The organism is Methylobacterium organophilum (assembly GCF_022179465.1).
Classification (GTDB): Bacteria; Pseudomonadota; Alphaproteobacteria; order Rhizobiales; family Beijerinckiaceae; genus Methylobacterium; species Methylobacterium organophilum.
In genome coordinates, this window is the sequence record NZ_BPQV01000001.1 from 383,319 (window position 1) to 400,770 (window position 17,452).

Annotated in this window: 12 protein-coding genes; 2 read left to right on the forward strand and 10 right to left on the reverse strand. The window is 71.3% G+C overall.

Annotation, left to right across the window (positions count from 1 at the left end):
- Positions 1-194: 194 nt before the first annotated feature.
- The 4 genes from MFF21_RS01735 to ptsP form a co-directional block, all read right to left on the reverse strand.
- On the reverse strand, positions 195-1,697 hold the full coding sequence (locus tag MFF21_RS01735) for a carbohydrate porin (RefSeq protein WP_238309455.1): 1,503 nt from the start codon (positions 1,695-1,697) through the stop codon (positions 195-197).
- Between the two features lie 149 nt (positions 1,698-1,846).
- Entirely contained in the window at positions 1,847-3,565 is a 1,719-nt protein-coding gene (locus MFF21_RS01740; protein ID WP_238309456.1) for a fructose-specific PTS transporter subunit EIIC, read from the reverse strand.
- Between the two features lie 89 nt (positions 3,566-3,654).
- On the reverse strand, positions 3,655-4,605 hold the full coding sequence (gene pfkB / locus MFF21_RS01745) for a 1-phosphofructokinase (protein ID WP_238309457.1): 951 nt from the start codon (positions 4,603-4,605) through the stop codon (positions 3,655-3,657).
- A complete protein-coding gene (gene ptsP, locus MFF21_RS01750; protein ID WP_238309458.1) occupies positions 4,602-7,157 on the reverse strand; it encodes a phosphoenolpyruvate--protein phosphotransferase in 2,556 nt (851 codons plus the stop codon). Before ptsP ends, pfkB begins: the two co-directional genes overlap by 4 nt.
- Positions 7,158-7,322: 165 nt before the next feature.
- Between ptsP and MFF21_RS01755 the strand changes: the two genes are divergently transcribed.
- Positions 7,323-8,321, forward strand: a complete 999-nt coding sequence (locus tag MFF21_RS01755) for a LacI family DNA-binding transcriptional regulator (RefSeq protein WP_238309459.1) — start codon at positions 7,323-7,325, stop codon at positions 8,319-8,321.
- Positions 8,322-8,343: 22 nt separating this feature from the next.
- Here MFF21_RS01755 and MFF21_RS01760 read toward each other — a convergent pair whose 3' ends face one another.
- From MFF21_RS01760 to ileS, 5 genes are all read right to left on the reverse strand, one after another.
- Positions 8,344-9,627 carry a M16 family metallopeptidase gene (locus MFF21_RS01760; RefSeq protein WP_238309460.1) on the reverse strand — a complete coding sequence of 428 codons (1,284 nt, stop codon included), beginning with the start codon at positions 9,625-9,627 and terminating at the stop codon, positions 8,344-8,346.
- 80 nt (positions 9,628-9,707) lie between these two features.
- Complete coding sequence (locus MFF21_RS01765; RefSeq protein WP_238309461.1) at positions 9,708-11,102, reverse strand: M16 family metallopeptidase; 1,395 nt, start codon at positions 11,100-11,102, stop codon at positions 9,708-9,710.
- A 133-nt stretch (positions 11,103-11,235) separates the two neighbouring features.
- Entirely contained in the window at positions 11,236-11,901 is a 666-nt protein-coding gene (locus MFF21_RS01770; protein ID WP_238309462.1) for a hypothetical protein, read from the reverse strand.
- 178 nt (positions 11,902-12,079) lie between these two features.
- Positions 12,080-12,583, reverse strand: a complete 504-nt coding sequence (gene lspA, locus MFF21_RS01775; RefSeq protein WP_238309463.1) for a signal peptidase II — start codon at positions 12,581-12,583, stop codon at positions 12,080-12,082.
- Positions 12,584-12,626: 43 nt separating this feature from the next.
- The gene (gene ileS / locus MFF21_RS01780; RefSeq protein ID WP_238309464.1) at positions 12,627-15,608 is read right to left on the reverse strand and encodes an isoleucine--tRNA ligase; all 2,982 of its coding nucleotides are present in this window, start codon (positions 15,606-15,608) and stop codon (positions 12,627-12,629) included.
- Positions 15,609-16,051: 443 nt separating this feature from the next.
- On the opposite strand from ileS, the gene MFF21_RS01785 reads away from it, so the two are divergent.
- Positions 16,052-16,330 carry a hypothetical protein gene (locus MFF21_RS01785; RefSeq protein WP_238309465.1) on the forward strand — a complete coding sequence of 93 codons (279 nt, stop codon included), beginning with the start codon at positions 16,052-16,054 and terminating at the stop codon, positions 16,328-16,330.
- 26 nt (positions 16,331-16,356) lie between these two features.
- On the opposite strand, the gene MFF21_RS01790 is transcribed toward MFF21_RS01785, so the two are convergent.
- On the reverse strand, positions 16,357-17,277 hold the full coding sequence (locus tag MFF21_RS01790) for a DMT family transporter (protein ID WP_238309466.1): 921 nt from the start codon (positions 17,275-17,277) through the stop codon (positions 16,357-16,359).
- Between the last annotated feature and the right edge of the window lie 175 nt (positions 17,278-17,452).

The window sequence follows — 17,452 nt, forward strand, 5'->3', positions numbered from 1 at the left end:
TACAAACTGACATTGCGGCGGATTTAGCCTTGCCCGCTCAGGATGTTACGCCCCTCTTTAGAGTCGGACCAGTCAAGCGCGCCCGTGCGAAGATGATCGTCGTTGTGTTCCGGCAACAGGCGGCCGACGCTAAAGGAGGGAGGGGAGGCCCATGCCCCCTCCCTCCATTCTTCTGGCGCGCGCCGCCCGGCCCCTCACAGGCTGCCCGGCCCCTTGGCGAGCCCCGCGAGGGTGAACAGATCCACCGAGAGCTTTGCGCCGACCACCAGCGTGTCGGGGATGTTCTTCGGATAGAACGGGAAGCGGGTCTGGTCGGGGTTGATGATGTATTGCAGGTTCGGCGTCAGCCGGATCGCGGGCGTGACCTGGATGCCGTAGTTGACTTCCATCATGATCTGCTGGGTCGGGATCGAGCGGGTAAGGCCGATCGCGGCCTGGGCCGCCTCGATGTTGGAGAGCGCCAGCGGGCTGAATTTCTGCGTGTTGATGACGAAGCCGACCGTGTCGTAGGGCCGGCCGGTGAAGGTGCCGGTCTGCAGGGCGCCGATCTCCAGGAAGTAATCCTCGTTCAGCCGGCCGGAGGTGCCGGCCATGGCGACGCCGAACAGGGTCAGGCCCTGCACGCCGTTGGGATCGGGCCGCCAGACCATCTGGTCGAAGCGGGCGTAGATCCCGGAGCGGCCGAAGCGCGTGGCGAGCGGCAGGCCGGTCAGCACGGCGCGGTTGCCGGTGATGTCGCGGACGGGATCCGCATAATCCGAGGCATCGACCCAGCCGCCGATGCCGTAATTGCGCGGCAGCGCGTCGTTGGCGAAGGTCGTCGAGTAGCCGAGCTCGAAGGGCACGATGGCGCCGGTCGCCCCCTTGGTCGAGAAATCGAGGCCGTTATCCCCCGGCTGCTGGTGGAGCGGGTTCACCTCATAGGCGCCGACATGGAAGAACACCTTGTCGGTGAGCCAAGCCTTGGCATGCGCCCCCCAGCTCGAGACCGGCCAGAAGGTGAAGTTCGAGGTCTTGAAGACGAAGGTCGGGTTGCCGCAGGCGGAATTCGTCTGGAAATTGCAGTAGATCGGCGAGTTCAGGAAGGCGATATTGGCCACCAGCCGGCCGAACTCGATGTCGAGGCGGTTGTCGAACAGCTTCTGCTGGTAGGAGAACAGCGTCAGCCGGGTGGTCTGGCCGCCGCCATAGATCTCCTGCACCGAGGTGTTGTTGCCGATGGAATCGTCCGCGAGGCTGCGGCCGTGGCGGTTCGTGACCGCGATGTGGAACGAGCCGCCCTCGATCCCGGCGAGCCGGTTCAGGTCGCCGTCGATGCCGAAGAAGACCTGGCCCGCCCAGGCCGAGCCCTGGCGGAGGCCGCCGATCGGGTTGATCGCCCCCTGGCCGGTATAGTTCAGGAGGAAGGAGAGCCCGTTGCCGAGGTCGAGGGTGCCCGGCGGCACGGCCGGCGGCGTCGCGGTCTGGCCGAGGGCGTCGGCAGCGCCCGCCGCCGTGCTGGCCCCTGCGAAACCCTGGCCATCCCGCGGGCGGCGCGTCCCCCGGACGCCGGCCCGGCGGAGCGCCGGCCGTTGCACCGTGGCGGGAACGCCGATGCCCGTCCCGGCCGCCGCCGGCGTCTCCTGCGCCTCGGCCACGGATCCCGGCCCCGCCGCGCCGAGGCCGAGCGCGGCCACGACCAACCAATGCCCCTTCATGGATCGTCCCCCTTCGTCCCGCATGGGCCGGTCTCGCGCCGGTCTGCCACGCGTCAGTTCGAGAATATTTCTACCTTTGATTGCATTTCGACCGTATTCCGGGCCGATGATAGTCCGGAAGACTGGTCGGAACCCGTCTCGCGGAGTCCTCAGGCTGCCTTCTTCTTGAGGAGGCCGACGAGGAGCGCCGTGACCAGGGTGCCGACGACCAGGGCGATTAGCGCGCCGGTGACGTTGGTGACCGCATTCGGGATCGGCAGCACGAACAGGCCGCCATGGGGCACCTTCAGCTCGACGCCGAGGCTCAGGGCGAGGGCACCGGCAATGCCGGAGCCGGCGACCATGGAGGGGATCACCCGCAGGGGATCGGCGGCGGCGAAGGGGATCGCGCCCTCCGTGATGAAGGCAGCGCCGAGCACCGCCGCGGCGCCGCCGGCCTCGCGTTCGGGCGCCGTGAAGCGGCCCGGGAACAGGCGGGTGGCCAGTGCGATGCCGAGGGGCGGCGTCATGCCGCCGAGCATCACCGCCGCCATGGGCGCGTCGACGCCGGAGGAGAGGAGGGCGGCCGCCGAGGCATAGGCCGCCTTGTTGATCGGGCCCCCCATGTCGACGGCCATCATCCCGCCGAGGATCAGGCCGAGCACCAGGGCGCTCGCCCCCTGCATCCCCTTGAGCCAGCCGGTGAGGGCGGCGAGCACGGCCGCCACCGGCACGCCGACCACGTAGACCATCAGCAGGCCGGTGATCGTGGTGGCGAGCAGGGGCAGGATCAGGACCGGCTTCAGCCCCTCCAGGTTCTTGTGCAGGCGGATGTGCCGGTTGAGGAAGGCGGTCGTGTAGCCGGCGATGAAGCCGGCGGCGATGCCGCCGAGGAAGCCCGCCTGCAGGTTGGCGGCGAGCATGCCGCCGATCATCCCCGGCGCGATGCCGGGCCGGTCGGCGATGGAATAGGCGATGTAGCCGGCCAGCGCCGGGACGATCAGGGCGAAGGCGGCCTTGGCGCCGATCTGGCCAAGGGCATAGCCCAGGGTCCCGGCATGCTCCGGCTTCATCGCGTCGATGCCGCCGAAGGCGAAGGCCAGCGCGATGAGCAGGCCGCCCGCCACCACGAAGGGCAGCATGAAGGACACCCCGGTCATCAGGTGCTTGTAGGCGCCGGCCTGCTTCTCCGCCGCCGCCGGCCGGGCGACGCCCTCGGCGGCCGCCTCGGCCCCGCCCGCCGGTTGGAGCTGACCCTCGGCAAGGGCCGTGGCGATCAGGCCCTTGCCGTCGCGGATCGCGGCCTTGGTGTTGGTGGCATAGACGCGCTTGCCGGCGAAACGGGCCCGGTCGACGCCCTTGTCGGCGGCGATGATGACGATGTCGGCCGCCGCGATCTCCGGGGCGGTGAGGGGATCGCGGGCTCCCACCGAGCCCTGCGTCTCGACCCGCACGTCATGGCCGAGCGCCTTGGCCGCGGCCTGGATGCCCTCGGCGGCCATGAAGGTGTGGGCGATGCCAGTGGGACAGGAGGTGACCGCGACGATTTTTTTCGCGGCGGCCGCGGCCTGGGCCGGGGCCTCGCCGGCCCCGCCCGTCACCCGGTCGATCACCGCGTTCACGTCGGTGAGCACGTCCTCGATGGCGACCTTGGCCCGACGAAGGGCCCCGAAGCGGCTCTCGCCGAGGTCGCCGGAACCGACGAGGAGCACCGCCTCCGCCGAGCGGATCGCGGAGTCGGACAGGGGATTGCCGCTTGTGCCGGCGCCCCGCAACTCCAGGGCGATCGGCTGGTTGCGCCGGCTGGCCGCCTTGCGCAGGGCCTCGACGGCGAGCACGGCATGGGTGGAGAGATCGCCTCCCCCCACGACCGCCAGCAATTGTGCCATGGTCTCCTCCCGATCCTGAATGCGCGCGTCGTTTTGGTTGAGCGGGCGGTGAACCCTCCCCGGCAGAGGGAGAGGGTTCACCGCGGGGCCTAGCCCTGCCACTCCACCCGGATGTCCCGCGCGAGCGCTTCCACCGCGTCGCGCCCCGGCAGGTTCGCACCGGTGCGGCTGAGCTTGCCCGCGGCGAAGGCCAGGGCGCGCCGGGCGAGGTCGGGCAAGGCGAGGCCGTCATGCAGGCCGGCGACCAGGCCGGCGACCAGGGCGTCGCCCGCCCCGACGGTGCTCGACACCCGGGTCGGCGGCGGCAGCGCCCGAAGCGCACCCTCGGCGGCGACGAACAGCGCCCCCTCCGCCCCGAGGGAGACCACCACCAGGGGGATGCCGCTTCCCTGAAGCCTCTGGGCCGCCTCCAGGAGCTGAGACGGGTCGGTCAGGGACCGGCCGGCCCATTCCTCGAGCTCGTGCCGGTTCGGCTTGATCGCGTAGGGCAGGGCCTCCGGCCCGGCGGCAAGCGCCGCGGCCAAAGGCGGCCCCGAGGCGTCGAGGACGACGCGGGCGCCCCGCGCCTTCAGCTCGCGCCCGAGCCGGGCATAGACGTCCGGCGGGAGCGCCCGCGGCAGGCTGCCGGCGAGCACGACGAGGCAACCGTCCCCGGCGAGGTCGCCGAGCACGGCGCGCACCGTCTCGAAGGTGCTCGCCCCGACATCGAGCCCGGGCAGGTTCACGTCCGTGGTTTCGCCGGTGGCGGCATCGAGGATCTTCAGGTTGGTCCGGGTCTCCCCCGGGATCCAGACGAAGCGGTCGTCGATGCCCTTGGCGGCGAGAAGCTGCTCGAAGGGGGCGGCGTTGCCCTGGCCGAGCACGCCGGTGGCGACGACGGGCAGGCCCCAATCGGCCAGGCAGCAGGCGACGTTCACGCCCTTGCCGCCGGCATCGGCCCAGACCGCGCGGGCGCGGTGCACGCCGCCGGGCTTCAGGGCGTCGAGGGTGACGGTCTGGTCGATCGCCGGGTTGAGAGTGACGGTGACGACGGCACTCATGCTCCGGCTCCCTGGCTGGCGGTGTCGAGGGCGCGGACGGCGGCGGCGTCCTCCTGCGCGCAGGCGCGGGCGGCCAGCGCCCTGAGCTCGGCCATTGCGGAAGCGCGCAGCCGCGCCTTCACGCCGGGCAGGTCCCGGGGCGTCATCGAGAGCTCGTCGACGCCGAGCCCCGCGAGCAGGCAGGCGCCGAACGGGTCGCCGGCGATGCCGCCGCAGACGCCGACGAAGCGGCCGTGCCGGGCGGCGCCCTCGCAGGTCATGCGGATGAGCCGCAGCACCGCCGGATGCAGGCTGTCGGCCTCCGCGGCGAGCTCGGTGTTCTGGCGGTCGATGGCGAGGGCGTATTGCGTGAGGTCGTTGGTGCCGATCGAGAAGAAGTCGCAGTGGCGGGCGAGCGCATCGGCCTGGATCGCGGCGGCCGGCACCTCGATCATGATGCCGAGCGGCACCTCCGGCGCTCCGATCTCCCGGCGGATGCCCTCGCAGACGGCGCGCAGGCGCACCACCTCGGGCACCGAGGTGATCATCGGCATCATGAGGGAGAGGGGCGCGTCCTTGCCCCCGGGTGCACCGGCGGGGACGTGGTCCCGGGCGGCGCGGTAGAGGGCGCGCAGCTGCGGCTCCATCAGGTCGGGGCGGCGCAGGAGCAGGCGGGCGCCGCGCACGCCGAGGAAGGGGTTCTCCTCCCGGGGCAGATGCAGGTGGGCGACCTGCTTGTCGCCGCCGATATCGAGGGTGCGCACGATCAGGGGGCGGCCGCCGAGGGCCTTCAGCATGGCCGAATAGGTCTCGTACTGGTCGTCCTCGGAGGGAGTGTCGCCCCGCTCCAGGAACAGGAACTCGGTGCGCATCAGCCCGACGCCCTCCGCCCCCCGGTCGAGGGCGAGCGGCACCTGCTCGGGATTGTTGACGTTGGCGCCGATGGCGACGCGGTGGCCGTCGCCGGTGATGGCGGGCAGGGCCCGCTCGCGGGCCTCGGCTTCGGCCTGCTCGCGCTGCTTCGCGCTCCAGGCGCGGGCGGAGGCGAGGTCGGCCTCGCTCGGATCGAGGTAGAGCCGGCCGGTGGTGCCGTCGAGGATCGCGGTGGCATGGTTCGGCAGCGCAAGCAGGCCCGGGCCGCCGGCGACGAGGGCCGGGATGCCGAGGGTGCGCGCCAGGATCGCGGTGTGCGAGGTCGGGCCGCCCTGGGCGGTGGCGAGGCCGATCACCCGGGCCGGGTCGAGCCCGGCGGTGTCGGAGGGGGCGAGGTCCGGGGCGACCAGGATGCAGGGCACGTCGGGCAGGTCGTGGCCGCTCTTGAGCGAGGGGTCGATCTGGGCGAGCACCCGGCGGCCGACATCGCGCAGATCCGCCGCGCGGGCGGCGAGCACCGGGTTGCCCAGGGCGGAGAGCTGCCCGGCCATCCGCTCCACCGCCTGGTTCCAGGCATAGGCGACGCCGTGGCCCTCGACCATGAGCTGGCAGGCCAGGGTGATCAGGTCGGTATCGGCGATGAGCTCCCCTTGCGCCTTGAAGATGCCGGCATCGGCCTTGCCGAGGCGGCGCTCGGTGTCGTCGGCCAGCGCCCGGAGCTGGCCGGCCGTGGTCTCGAGGGCCGCGTGCAGGCGGTCACCGCCGCGGGTCAGCGGCTCGGGCTCGTCCGGCACCACCAGCTCGGCGGTGGCGAGCACGTGGATCGGGCCGATGCTGAGGCCGGGGCTGGCGCCGAGGCCCGCGATCACCTGCGGCCGTTCGGCGGGGTTCCAGCCGGCCACGGGGCCGGCGGCCTTCTCCGCCGCCTCGGCCGCGGCCCGGGCGGCCGCCTTCTCCCCGGCGGAGAGACCCGTCACCACGGAGCAGATCCGGGCGAGCGCTCCGGCCTCGTCGTCGCCCTCGGCGGAGATCGTCACCTCGTCGCCGCAGCGCAGGCCGAGCTGAAGCAGGGCGATCAGGTTCTTCGCGTCGGCCGCCTCGGAGCCGTGGCGGACCTGGATGCGGGCGCCGCAGGCGCGCGCCGCCTCGACCCATTGCGAGGCCGGGCGCGCATGCAGGCCGGTCGGGTAATCCACCACCCACTCGAACCGCTGCCGCAAATCCGCAGCGGGTCCGGAGGCGCCGGGCGCCGCGGCATCCTCGGTGAGGGCCGCGGCGATATCCTCCTTGTGGGTCGTGCTGCGCAGGGCCGAGAGGCGCGCCTCGTCCTGAATCAGGCGGGTGAGGCGGCGCAGCACGGTGATGTGCGTGTCGGACTGAGCGGCGATGGCCACGACGAGATGGGCCGTCTGGCCGTCATGCCATTCGATGCCGCCGGGAATCTGGAGCACGGCGAGACCGCTCTCGCGGACCTGATGCCGGTCGTCGACCATGCCATGGGGGATGACGACGCCGTGGCCGAGATAGGTGTTCGCCACCGCCTCGCGTCGCAGCATGCTCGCCTCGTAGGCGGGGTCGATACAGCCCGCGGCCACGAGAAGCTGCGCCGCCTCGCGGATCGCGGCCTCCTTGCCAGCGGGGGCCGCGCCGAGCCTGACGAGCAGCCGGGGAGACAGGTGCGAAGGGGTCGGTGCGAGCATGGCGTGCTCCTCCCTGGATCTTATTGTGGCGACTGAAAACGTTTTCATTGCCTATGTCAATCGCTGCCGGCGAAATAGTGCAAAAGAGAACACTCGGACAGCTTGCTTTAAGGCGCGATGCGGTGGCAGAACACCTGTCATGCAAGTGAAAACGTTTCCCAGAGCATGACCGTCGGTATCCGCGACGTGGCCCGTGCGGCGGGCGTCTCCACGGCGACGGTCTCCCGCGCCCTCGGCAACGGCCCGGTGAGCGAGAGCCTGCGCCAGCAGGTCGAGGAGGCGGTGCGGGCGACCGGCTACCGGCCGAATCTCTCGGCCCGCCGCCTGCGCTCGCAATCGACCCGGACCGTCGGCCTGATCGTCGCCGATATCCGCAACCCGTTCTTCACCGCGGTCAGCCGGGCCGTGGAGGACGCGGCCTATGCCGCCGGGATGCGGGTGATCCTCTGCAACACCGACGAGGATCCCGAGCGGGAGCGGATGTATCTGCGGCTGATGGAGGAGGAGCGGGTCAGCGGGGTGATCTTCGCCCCCACCCGGGCGACCGCCGATTCGATGAAGCAGGGGCTCGACGTCCCGGTCGTGTTCATCGACCGCGCCGGGCCGCCGGGGGCCCATGACAGCGTGGTGCTCGACAATGCCGCGGCGAGCGCCGCCCTCGTCGACCACCTCGCCGAGGAGGGCTACCGGCAGATCGCCGGCCTGTTCGGTGCCACGAGCTCGACCGCCCAGGAGCGGCGGATGGGCTACGAGGCGGCCATGGCCCGGCACGGCCTGCGGCCCGCATCACGCATCGTGGCCCCCAATGCGGTCGCGGCGGAAGCGGCGATCCGCGACTGGCTCGCGCCCGAAGCGGCGGGGGCGTCGCGCCCCGACGCGCTGCTCCTCTCGAACGGCCTGATCCTGATGGGCGCCTTGCGGGCGGTGCGGGGGCTCGGCCTCGCCGTGCCCGGCGACGTGGCGCTCGCGGGCTTCGACAACGAGCCCTGGACCGATCTGATCGAGCCCGGGCTCACCGTGATTGAGCAGCCGGTCGCCGAGATCGGCAGCCAAGCGATGGCCCTGCTGTTCGACCGGCTGAAATCCCCGACCCAGTCGGTGCGCAAGGTCGTGCTGAGCGGGCGCCCGGTGATCCGGGGCTCCTCCCGCCGCAGGGAGGGCTGAGCCCTCCCCGCCGCGACGCGTCTCAGAGCCCGGTCGGGCGGCCGGCGGCGACCACGAGCATCTTGCCGTCGCCGAGGGTGCGCGCCCCGGCCCGGCGGATATCGGCCTGGGTCACGTTGGCGACCATGTCGTTGCGCCGGGCGATGTAGTCCATGCCGAGGCCCTCGAAGGCGATCTGCACGAGCTGGTTGGCGATCTTGGTCGAGGTGTCGAAGCCGAGGGCGTAGGAGCCGGTCAGGTAGTCCTTGGCCTTCTGCAGCTCGTCGTCGGAGGGACCTTCCGTGATGAGGCGATGGATCTCGTCACCGATCACGTCGAGGGCCTCGACCACGCGCTCGTTCTTGGTGGCGGTGTAGCCCCAGGTCATCGCCACGGCCCGGTGGCTGGTGAGCGAGGTGCCGACCGAATAGGCGAGGCCGCGCTTCTCGCGCACCTCCTGGAACAGGCGCGAGGTGAAGGCGCCGCCGCCCAGGATGTGGTTGAGCACGTAGGCCGGGATGAAGTCGGGATCGCGCCAGGCCACGCCGGAGAGACCGAAGCGGATCACCGATTGCGGCACGTCGAGATCGACCACGATGCGCCGGCCGCGCTCGTGGATATGGGTCGGCGGCACCGGGTCCAGCGGTTGGGCCTCGGGCAGATGGCCGAAGGCGCGCTCGATCATCGCGGCGATCTGGTCGGTCTCGAAGGCGCCCACCGCCGCAACCTTGAGGCCGCCCCGGCCGACGAGCCGGCGATGCATCGCCACGAGATCGTCGCGGGTGATGGCCGACACGCTCTCGATCGTGCCGGCGGAGGGGCGCCCGTAGGGATGGCTCGGGAAGGCCTCGCGGAAATAGCGGCGGGAGGCGAGCACGCCGGGATCGTTCTGCTGATAGCGCAGGCTCGCGATCATCTGCGCGCGCACGCGCTCGATCGCCGTCGGCTCGAAGCGCGGCTCGGCCAGGGCCAGGGCCAGCAGGCGGATCGCCTCGTCGGCATGGCTGAGCAAGGTTTTCAGCGAGCCGCCGAGGGAATCGGGACCGGTGTGGAAACTCAGCTCGATCGCCCGCGCCGCCAGCGCCTCCTGGAAGGCGTCGGAGGAGAGGTCGCCCGCGCCCTCGTCGAGGAGCCGGGAGAGCATCTGCACGGTGCCGCTCTTGCCCTCGGGATCCTGCGCGGCACCGCCCTCGAAGGTGAAGGCGATCGCGATCATCGGCACAACGGGCGAGGGCACCTGCCAGGCCTCGATGCCGGGGGCAGCCGGCACCGGCAGCGCCTGCGTCGGCGAGGGCGCGGTGCGGGCGCCAGTCTCGGCCAAGTTCATCGGGGTCCTCGTCGATTCTTCCGAAATGCCGGAGGCCGCCCTCGGCGGGCGGCGCGGCGGGTCGTGTTCAGCCGGAACGGTCAGGCGGCGGAGGCGATCACCGGCGCGTCGAATTCCTGCGCCTTGGTGAGGTAGCCCGTCACGGAGCGGGCCGGGGTCAGATAACGCGCGGCGACCTCGGCGATCCGCGCCTTCGTCACCGCCTCGATTTCCTGCGGCCAGCGGCGCACCTCCTCGACGGTCTCGCCGATGGCGAGCGCCGAGCCGTAGATGCGGGCGAGCGAGGACTGGCTGTCGGAGGAATAGACCGTCTCGGCGACGAGCCGAATCTTGGCCCGCTCGATCGCCACCGGGTCGAGGGCCTCGCCGAAGCCACGCAGGGCGCGGTCGACCGCCTCCTCGAGGGCTTCGAGGGTCACGCCCTCCGCCGGCACCGCGTAGACCGCGAAGCGCGTGTCGTCGATGGCCGCGCCCATGTACCAGGCGCCGGCATTCACGGCGACGCCGGTCTCGAGGACGAGCTTGCGGTAGAGATAGGAGGTGGCGCCCCCTCCGATCACCTCGGCGAGCACTTCGAGGGCATGGGACTCACCGTCCCGCGCAGTCATGCAGGAGGGGGTCAGGTAAAGGCGCTGGAAGGTGGGCTGCTCGACCTTGGGGTCGGCCACGGCGATGCGGCGCATGGCGCGCGGCTCCGGCTCCCGCGGGCGCAGGCGCTGCGGCCGGGTCCCCTGCGGGGCGACCTTGCCGTAGGTGTCTTCCGCGAGACGGCGCACCTCGTCCGGGGTCACGTCGCCCGCCACGACGAGGATCGCGTTCTCCGGGGTGTAGAAGCGCTTGTAGTAGTCGATGGCATGGTGCCGGTTCAGGCCCTCGATCTCGTGCATCCAGCCGATGATCGGGATGCCGTAGGGGTGGTGCACGAACAGCGAGGCGGCCATGGCCTCCGAGAGCTGCGCGCTCGGGTCGGTCTCCACCCGCATGCGGCGCTCCTCCAGCACCACGTCGCGCTCGGGCGCCACCACGTCGTCCGCGAGCACGAGGCCGTTCATCCGGTCTGCTTCGAAAGACATCATCGTGGCGAGGTGGTCGCGGGCCACGCGCTGGAAATAGGCGGTGTAGTCGTAGCTCGTGAAGGCGTTCTCCTGGCCGCCCAGGCCGGAGACGGCCTTGGAGAAGGCGCCGACCGGATGGGTCTCGGTGCCCTTGAACATCAGATGCTCGAGGAAGTGGGCGATGCCGGACTGGCCGATCGGATCATCCGCCGAGCCATTGCGGTACCAGATCATGTGGGTCGCCACCGGCGCCCGGTGATCGGGCACCACCACCACGTCGAGCCCATTGTCGAGCACGAAGGCGGAGACCTCGGGTCCGCCGGCCTCGGAGCGCCCGAACGGCGCGGCGTCGAGGCGGCCGGCATTGCCGTGACCGCGCACCGGCCCGAACGGGGCGATGGCCTTGCGAGAGAGGTACATCCTGAAAAATTCCTTCGCGCGGCCGCCTCGGCAGCCGTCCAAAACCTGCAGCCCGATCCGCCATTGTCGCGGGGTTTGCCCTCAAGGGCAAATCCTGTACCGGCTTCGGGATCCCCGAAAGCCGGTCCGCCGGTCAGCGTCCGCTCTGCGAACGCATATAGGCGCGCGGGTCGGCCTCCGCATTGTCGCTGATCGGACCGCCGACGGGCCCGCCCTGCGGCGCAACGACCTTCACCGGGGCCTTGCGGTAGCCGTTGGGGGGGTCGGTCAGCATGTCGCGGGACGGCTCGACGATGGAGGGCTCCGTCCGCTCCTCGCCGGTGAACAGCTTGAGCGGGTCGAGCCAGGTCGATTCACGGGTGTCGCCGTCGCCGGGGCGACCCGCCGGGCCGTTGAGGGCACCGGCCCCGGCCTTGCGCCCGGCATCCATCTCGTAGACCGACAGGGTCTCGTTGTTGTCGTTCATGCGCCCCTGGGCGCCGCGCACGACGGGCTTCTTGGCCTCCACCGCGGCGCGCTCGCGCCGGGAGATCTCGGGATCCTTCGGCCATTGCGGCGAGGTCTCCCGGACCTGGGGCGGGGGCAGGGCGGTGCCGTTGAGCTTGGGCGGCATGGCGAGCGGGGCGCGCTCGCGATAGGTGATGGCCGGGCGCTCGGGCTCGATCAGGCCGAGATTGCTCAGCGTGTCGCGCATGAACTCGCCCTCGGCGGCCCGGGCGAGGCCCGGAAGGGCGGTGGCTCCAAAGGCGACGAGCAGAGTCCCCAACGCCGCGGAACCGAGTTTGCGCTTCCCGCCCATGCTGCCCCACTTGATTGTTCGATGACCGGGGCTTGCCGGACCCTGTTTTCGTCCGAGTCGTCGGCATCGCCGCAGGCTCCGACCTGAGCCCGGTTTCGGGCAAAGGTATGGCGCCGGAACCGGCGGGCGCAACGGCTTCGGGCAGCCCCGGCGGCGCGCCGGCGCCGCTGCCCACAGATCAGGCTTCGCGCTGCGGATCCGCCTGCGGCTCGGCACGCCGGCGCTCCGTGGCGGCGTCGAGGACGAGGCCGACCACCCCGGCCACGATGGCCGCGTCGGCCACGTTGAACACGTACCAGGACCAGTCGCCGACATGCAGGTGCACGAAGTCGAACACCGCCCCGTAGGCGATGCGGTCGACGGCGTTGCCCAGCGCCCCGCCGACGATCAGCCCGAGGGCGAGGGCGAGCAGCCGCGAGCTCGCGCGCAGCATCCAGACGCTCAGGCCGATGGCGGCGGCGAGGGAGAGGCCGACGAGCAGCCAGCGGCCGAGATCGCCCCGCTGCTGGAACAGCCCGTAGGAGATGCCGTGGTTCCAGACCACGAGGAAATCGGCATAGGCGTTGATCCGCCAGGGCTGCGTCAGCACGAGATCCGTGCCGAGATACAGCCCGAGCTTCGAGGCCTGGTCGAGGACCAGGGTGACGAGCGCCGCGCCGAGGCCGAGGGTGGGGGCTCTCATGCCGGCCCCCTCCCGCGCCCGCTCGGTCCGTCCTCCCGGACGATCACGCGGCGCTCGCGTCGGGATGCGCCGCATCCCATTCGCGCAGCGCCTGGGCGTCCCGGGGCGTCACGTCCGGATAGGCGGGGTCGGCCCCCACCTCCGGCGAGACCCGCCAGGAGCGGGCGCATTTGCGGCCCTGGGCGAGACCCGGCACCACGGCGACGCCCTTCACCTCGTCGAGCCGGAAGGCCTCAGCCGGTCCCTCGCCGGGCAGCACGTCGATGCTGGAGGTGATGCAGACCTCCGCGAAATCGACGCCGTCGAGGGCAGCGCGCAGATCCGCCTCCGCCACGAACACGGTCGGGGACGCCTCCAGGCTCGCCCCGATCCGCTTGGCCGCCCGCTCGATCTCCAGCGCGCCGGTCACGACCCGGCGCACCCGGCGGATCTTCTGCCAGCGCTCCGCCAGGGCCGGGTCGCGCCAGCTCTCCGGGGTCTCCGGCAGGGTCTGCAGATGCACCGAGCCGTCCTCGGACGGGTAGCGGTCGAGCCAGGCCTCCTCCGCCGTGAAGGCGAGGATGGGGGCGAGCCAGATCGTGACGCGCCGGAAGGTCTCGTCGATGACCTGCAGGGCGGCCCGCCGCGTCACCGAGGAGATCGGGTCGCAGTAGAGCGCGTCCTTGCGCACGTCGAAGTAGAAGGCCGAGAGGTCGCCGGTCATGAAGCCGTTGAGCAGGGCCACGACCCGCTTGGTGTCGTAGCTCCGGTAAGCCTCGCGGATCTCGCGGTCGAGCTCCGCGAGCCGATGCAGGATCAGCCGCTCCAGCTCCGGCATTTCGGCCAGGGCCACGTCGTCGCCGGGGACGCGGTGGGCGAGGGAGCCGAGCATCCAGCGCAGGGAGTTGCGCAGCTTCCGGTAGGTCTCGGCGAAGGTCTTCACGATCTCCGGCCCGATGCGCAGGTCGTCCGCGTAATCGGAGGCTGCCACCCAGAGGCGCAGGATGTCGGCGCCGGATTCCTTGATGACGCTCTGGGGCGCGACCACGTTGCCGCGCGACTTCGACATCTTCTCGCCCTTGCCGTCGAGGACGAAGCCGTGGGTGAGCACGATGTCGTAGGGCGCCCGGCCACGGGTTCCGGCGGATTCGAGCAGCGAGGACTGGAACCAGCCGCGATGCTGGTCGGAGCCCTCCAGATACATCACCCGGTCCCGCCCGCCGTCGCGGATGCGCGTCACGCCCGAGAGCCCGGGGAAGGAGTCGGGGTCGTCCAGCACGAAGGCGTGGGTCGAGCCGGAATCGAACCACACGTCGAGGACGTCGGTCACCTTCTCGTAATCGGCGGGATCATGCTCCGGCGCGAGGAAGCGTGCGGCCGCCTCGTCCGAGAACCAGGCATCGGCGCCCTCCTGCGCGAAGGCCTGCGCGATCCGGGCATTCACCCGCTCGTCGCGCAGCACCTCGCTCGTGCCCTTCCGGACGAAGACCGTGATCGGCACGCCCCAGGCACGCTGGCGCGAGACCACCCAGTCCGGCCGGTTGCCGACCATGCCGTTGATGCGGTTCTTGCCCTGGGGCGGCACCCATTCGGTGTCCTCGATCCCCTGGAGCGCGACCTCGCGCAGGGTGCGGTTGCCGAGCGCGTCGACCGGCTTGTCGAGGGCGATGAACCATTGCGGCGTGTTGCGGAAGATCACCGGCTTCTTCGAGCGCCAGGAATGCGGGTAGCTGTGGCGCAGCATCCCGCGGGCGATCAGCGCGCCGGCCTCAGTGAGGGCGGCGATCAGCGCCTTGTTGGCGTCGCCCTTCTCGCCTTTGTGCGTCAGCACGAGTTTTCCCGTGAAACCGGGCGCCTCCTGCGTGTAGGCGCCATCCGCATCCACCGTGTAGGGGATGCGGGTCTCGATGCCGGCCTGGGCCAGGGCCCGGCCATTGGCCATCCAGAGTTCGAAATCCTCGCGGCCATGGCCCGGCGCCGTGTGCACGAAGCCCGTGCCGGCATCGTCGGTGACGTGGTCGCCGTCGAGCAGCGGCACGACGAAGTCGTAGCCGGGGACATGCCCGGAGAGCGGGTGGTGCAGGCGCGTGCCGGCCAGCAGATCCGGCGCCACGTCGGCGACGCGCTCGAAGGCCTCGACGCGGGCGGCCTTGAAAACCTGCTCGGCCAGGGCATCGGCGAGGATGTAGGTCTCGCCGGGCTTCGCCCAATTCTCCTCCGGCGCCGCCGTGACCCGGTAGAGCCCGTAGGCGATGCGCTTCGAATAGGCGACGGCGCGGTTGCCCGGGATCGTCCAGGGCGTGGTGGTCCAGATCACGACCCGGGCCTCGCCGAGGGCGGCCGGCGCGCCCTCCCGCAGGCGGAAGGCGCAGAAGATCGTGTCGCTGACGTGATCCTCGTACTCGACCTCGGCCTCGGCCAGCGCGGTCTTCTCCACCACCGACCACATCACCGGCTTCGAGCCGCGATAGAGCTGGCCGGACACGGCGAACTTCATCAGCTCGGCGGCAATGGCGGCCTCGGCCGGATAGGCCATGGTGGAATAGGGATGCCCCCAGTCGCCGGTGACGCCGAGGCGCTGGAACTCCTCGCGCTGCACGTCGAGCCACTGCGCGGCGAAGGCGCGGCATTCCTTGCGGAATTCCAGCACCGGCACCTCGTCCTTGTTCTTGCCCTTGGCGCGGTACTGCTCCTCGATCTTCCACTCGATCGGCAGGCCGTGGCAGTCCCAGCCGGGCACGTAGTTGGCGTCGTGCCCGAGCGCGCCCTGGGAGCGGACGATCACGTCCTTGAGGATCTTGTTGAGGGCGTGCCCGATATGGATGTTGCCGTTGGCGTAGGGCGGGCCGTCATGCAGCACGAATTTCGGGCGGCCGGCGGCGTCCCGGCGGATTCGCCCGTAGAGGTCGTTGCGCGCCCAACGCTCCAGGAGCAGCGGCTCCCGGGTCGGCAGCCCGGCCCGCATCGGGAACTCGGTCTTGGGCAGGAACAGCGTCTTCGAATAGTCGCGGCCCGTCGGGGCGGCGGAAGAGGCGGAGTCGGTCATCGGCGTGAAAGTCTCGAAGGCTCGGCGGGCGAGTCGAATGCGAAGCGGGCGAAAGGCGGGATCCCGGCGTTCCGCACGCGCCGCAGCGCGGCGGCGCTCAGGCGGAGGCCGGGCCGGTAATTCGAATTCGGCGGGCGAGGGCGCCGTCGGGCGCGCGGACGGCGAGCATCCCGCGCTTCTAGCAGCGGCGGAAACCGCGCGCCAGCAGAACAGTCGGCCGCTGCGAACGAGGCTTTCCGGCAACAGGCCCGGCGCCGAATTCACGACGTAGAATTTCACCCACCCCGGCGATGCCACCAAAAGGAAGCTCGGCCGTTGTCTGTCCGATGCGCGTCGCACCCGACTTGGACGAGCCTTCGGATCGGGGCGGAGACTTCGATCGGGCCGAGACTTGGACGAGCCCTCCGACGACGCAGAACGGAAAGAAGAAGAGGCGTACCGTCATGAGGAAATTGCTCGCTGTCACTCTCCTGTCCCTCTCCGCCATCGCGTTCTCCGGCGTCGCCGAGGCGCAGGGCATCCCGGAGGGCATGCGGCGCGGCGCGAACGAGGGGAACCGCGTCGGCGGCCCGGTCGGCGGCGTGCTCGGCGGTGCCGTGGGCGGCGCGGTCGGCGGAGCGGCGGGTGTGCTCGGGGTCGATCCCGGCCGCCGCGGCTACCGCACCAGCCTGCCGAGCCGCCGCGGCTATCACCGCCACCGCCGTCACCGGCACCACCACTGAGGACGAGGCGCGGTCCGCGCGCCCGGTCAGCCCCGTCGGCGTGACCAGCGCGCGGCATCCTCGGCCAGGAGCACGAGGCCGGAGGCGACGATGATCGCCGCCCCGGCCAGCGTCCAGACGCTCGGCCGGTCGCCGAACACGAGGAAGCCGAGGGCCACCGACCAGAGCAGCTGCGTGTAGAGGAAGGGCGCGAGCACGTTGGCCGGCGCCCGGGCATGGGCGAGCACGATCAGCCAATGCCCGGCGGTGCCGAACAGCCCCACCGCGAACAGCATGGTCCAGGCAAGAACGGAGGTCGGCGCGCTCCAGATCCAGGGCAGGAGCGGGCTCATCAGGGTGAGGCCGGCGAGCCCCGTATAGAACACCGTCGTCGCGCTCGAGTCGTAAGCCGCGAGCTTGCGGGTCACGATGACGTAGGCGGCGTAGAAGCCGACATTGCCGAAGCAGTACAGCATGGCCGGCTGGAAGCTGTCGGCACCGGGCCTCACGATCACGAGGACGCCGAGGAAGCCCACCGCGATCGCCGCGAGCCGCATGCGCGAGGACCACTCGCCCAGGATCGGCCCGGCCAGCAGGGCGACGACCAGGGGCGCGGTGAACTGGATCGTCACCGTCTCGGCGAGCTGGAGATGCTGCAGCGCCAGGAAGTTGCAGCCCGTGGAGCCGAACAACAGCAACGAGCGCAGGATCTGCAGGGGCAGGCGCCGGGTGCGGGCGACGCCGGGCCGCGTCACCGGGTTGAGGAAGGCCGTCACCAGGGCGACATTGACCGCGTAGCGCATGAAGGTGGTCAGCAGCGGGTCGGTGCCGGTGCGGGCGAGCGTCTTGCCGGCGGCGTCGAGGCTCGCGAACATGATCGGCGCCAGGCACATCAGCCCGATCCCGATCAGCCGCTGGCGCCGCTCGGCGCGCTGCGGCGCCAACCCGGTCTCCTGATTCTCGCTCAAAACGTCCGGTCTCCCCGCGCGGCGCCGGGCTCGGGCCGCACCCGGTGCCGGGACGCACGCAAAAGGGGCGGCAGCGCGGCCGGTCTCGGGAAATGCGTGCGCGGCGACACCGCGGCCCGGCGCGGGACGGCGTCTAAGGCGGGTCCATCGGCCCATGCGAGAGCGGCCGGCAGGA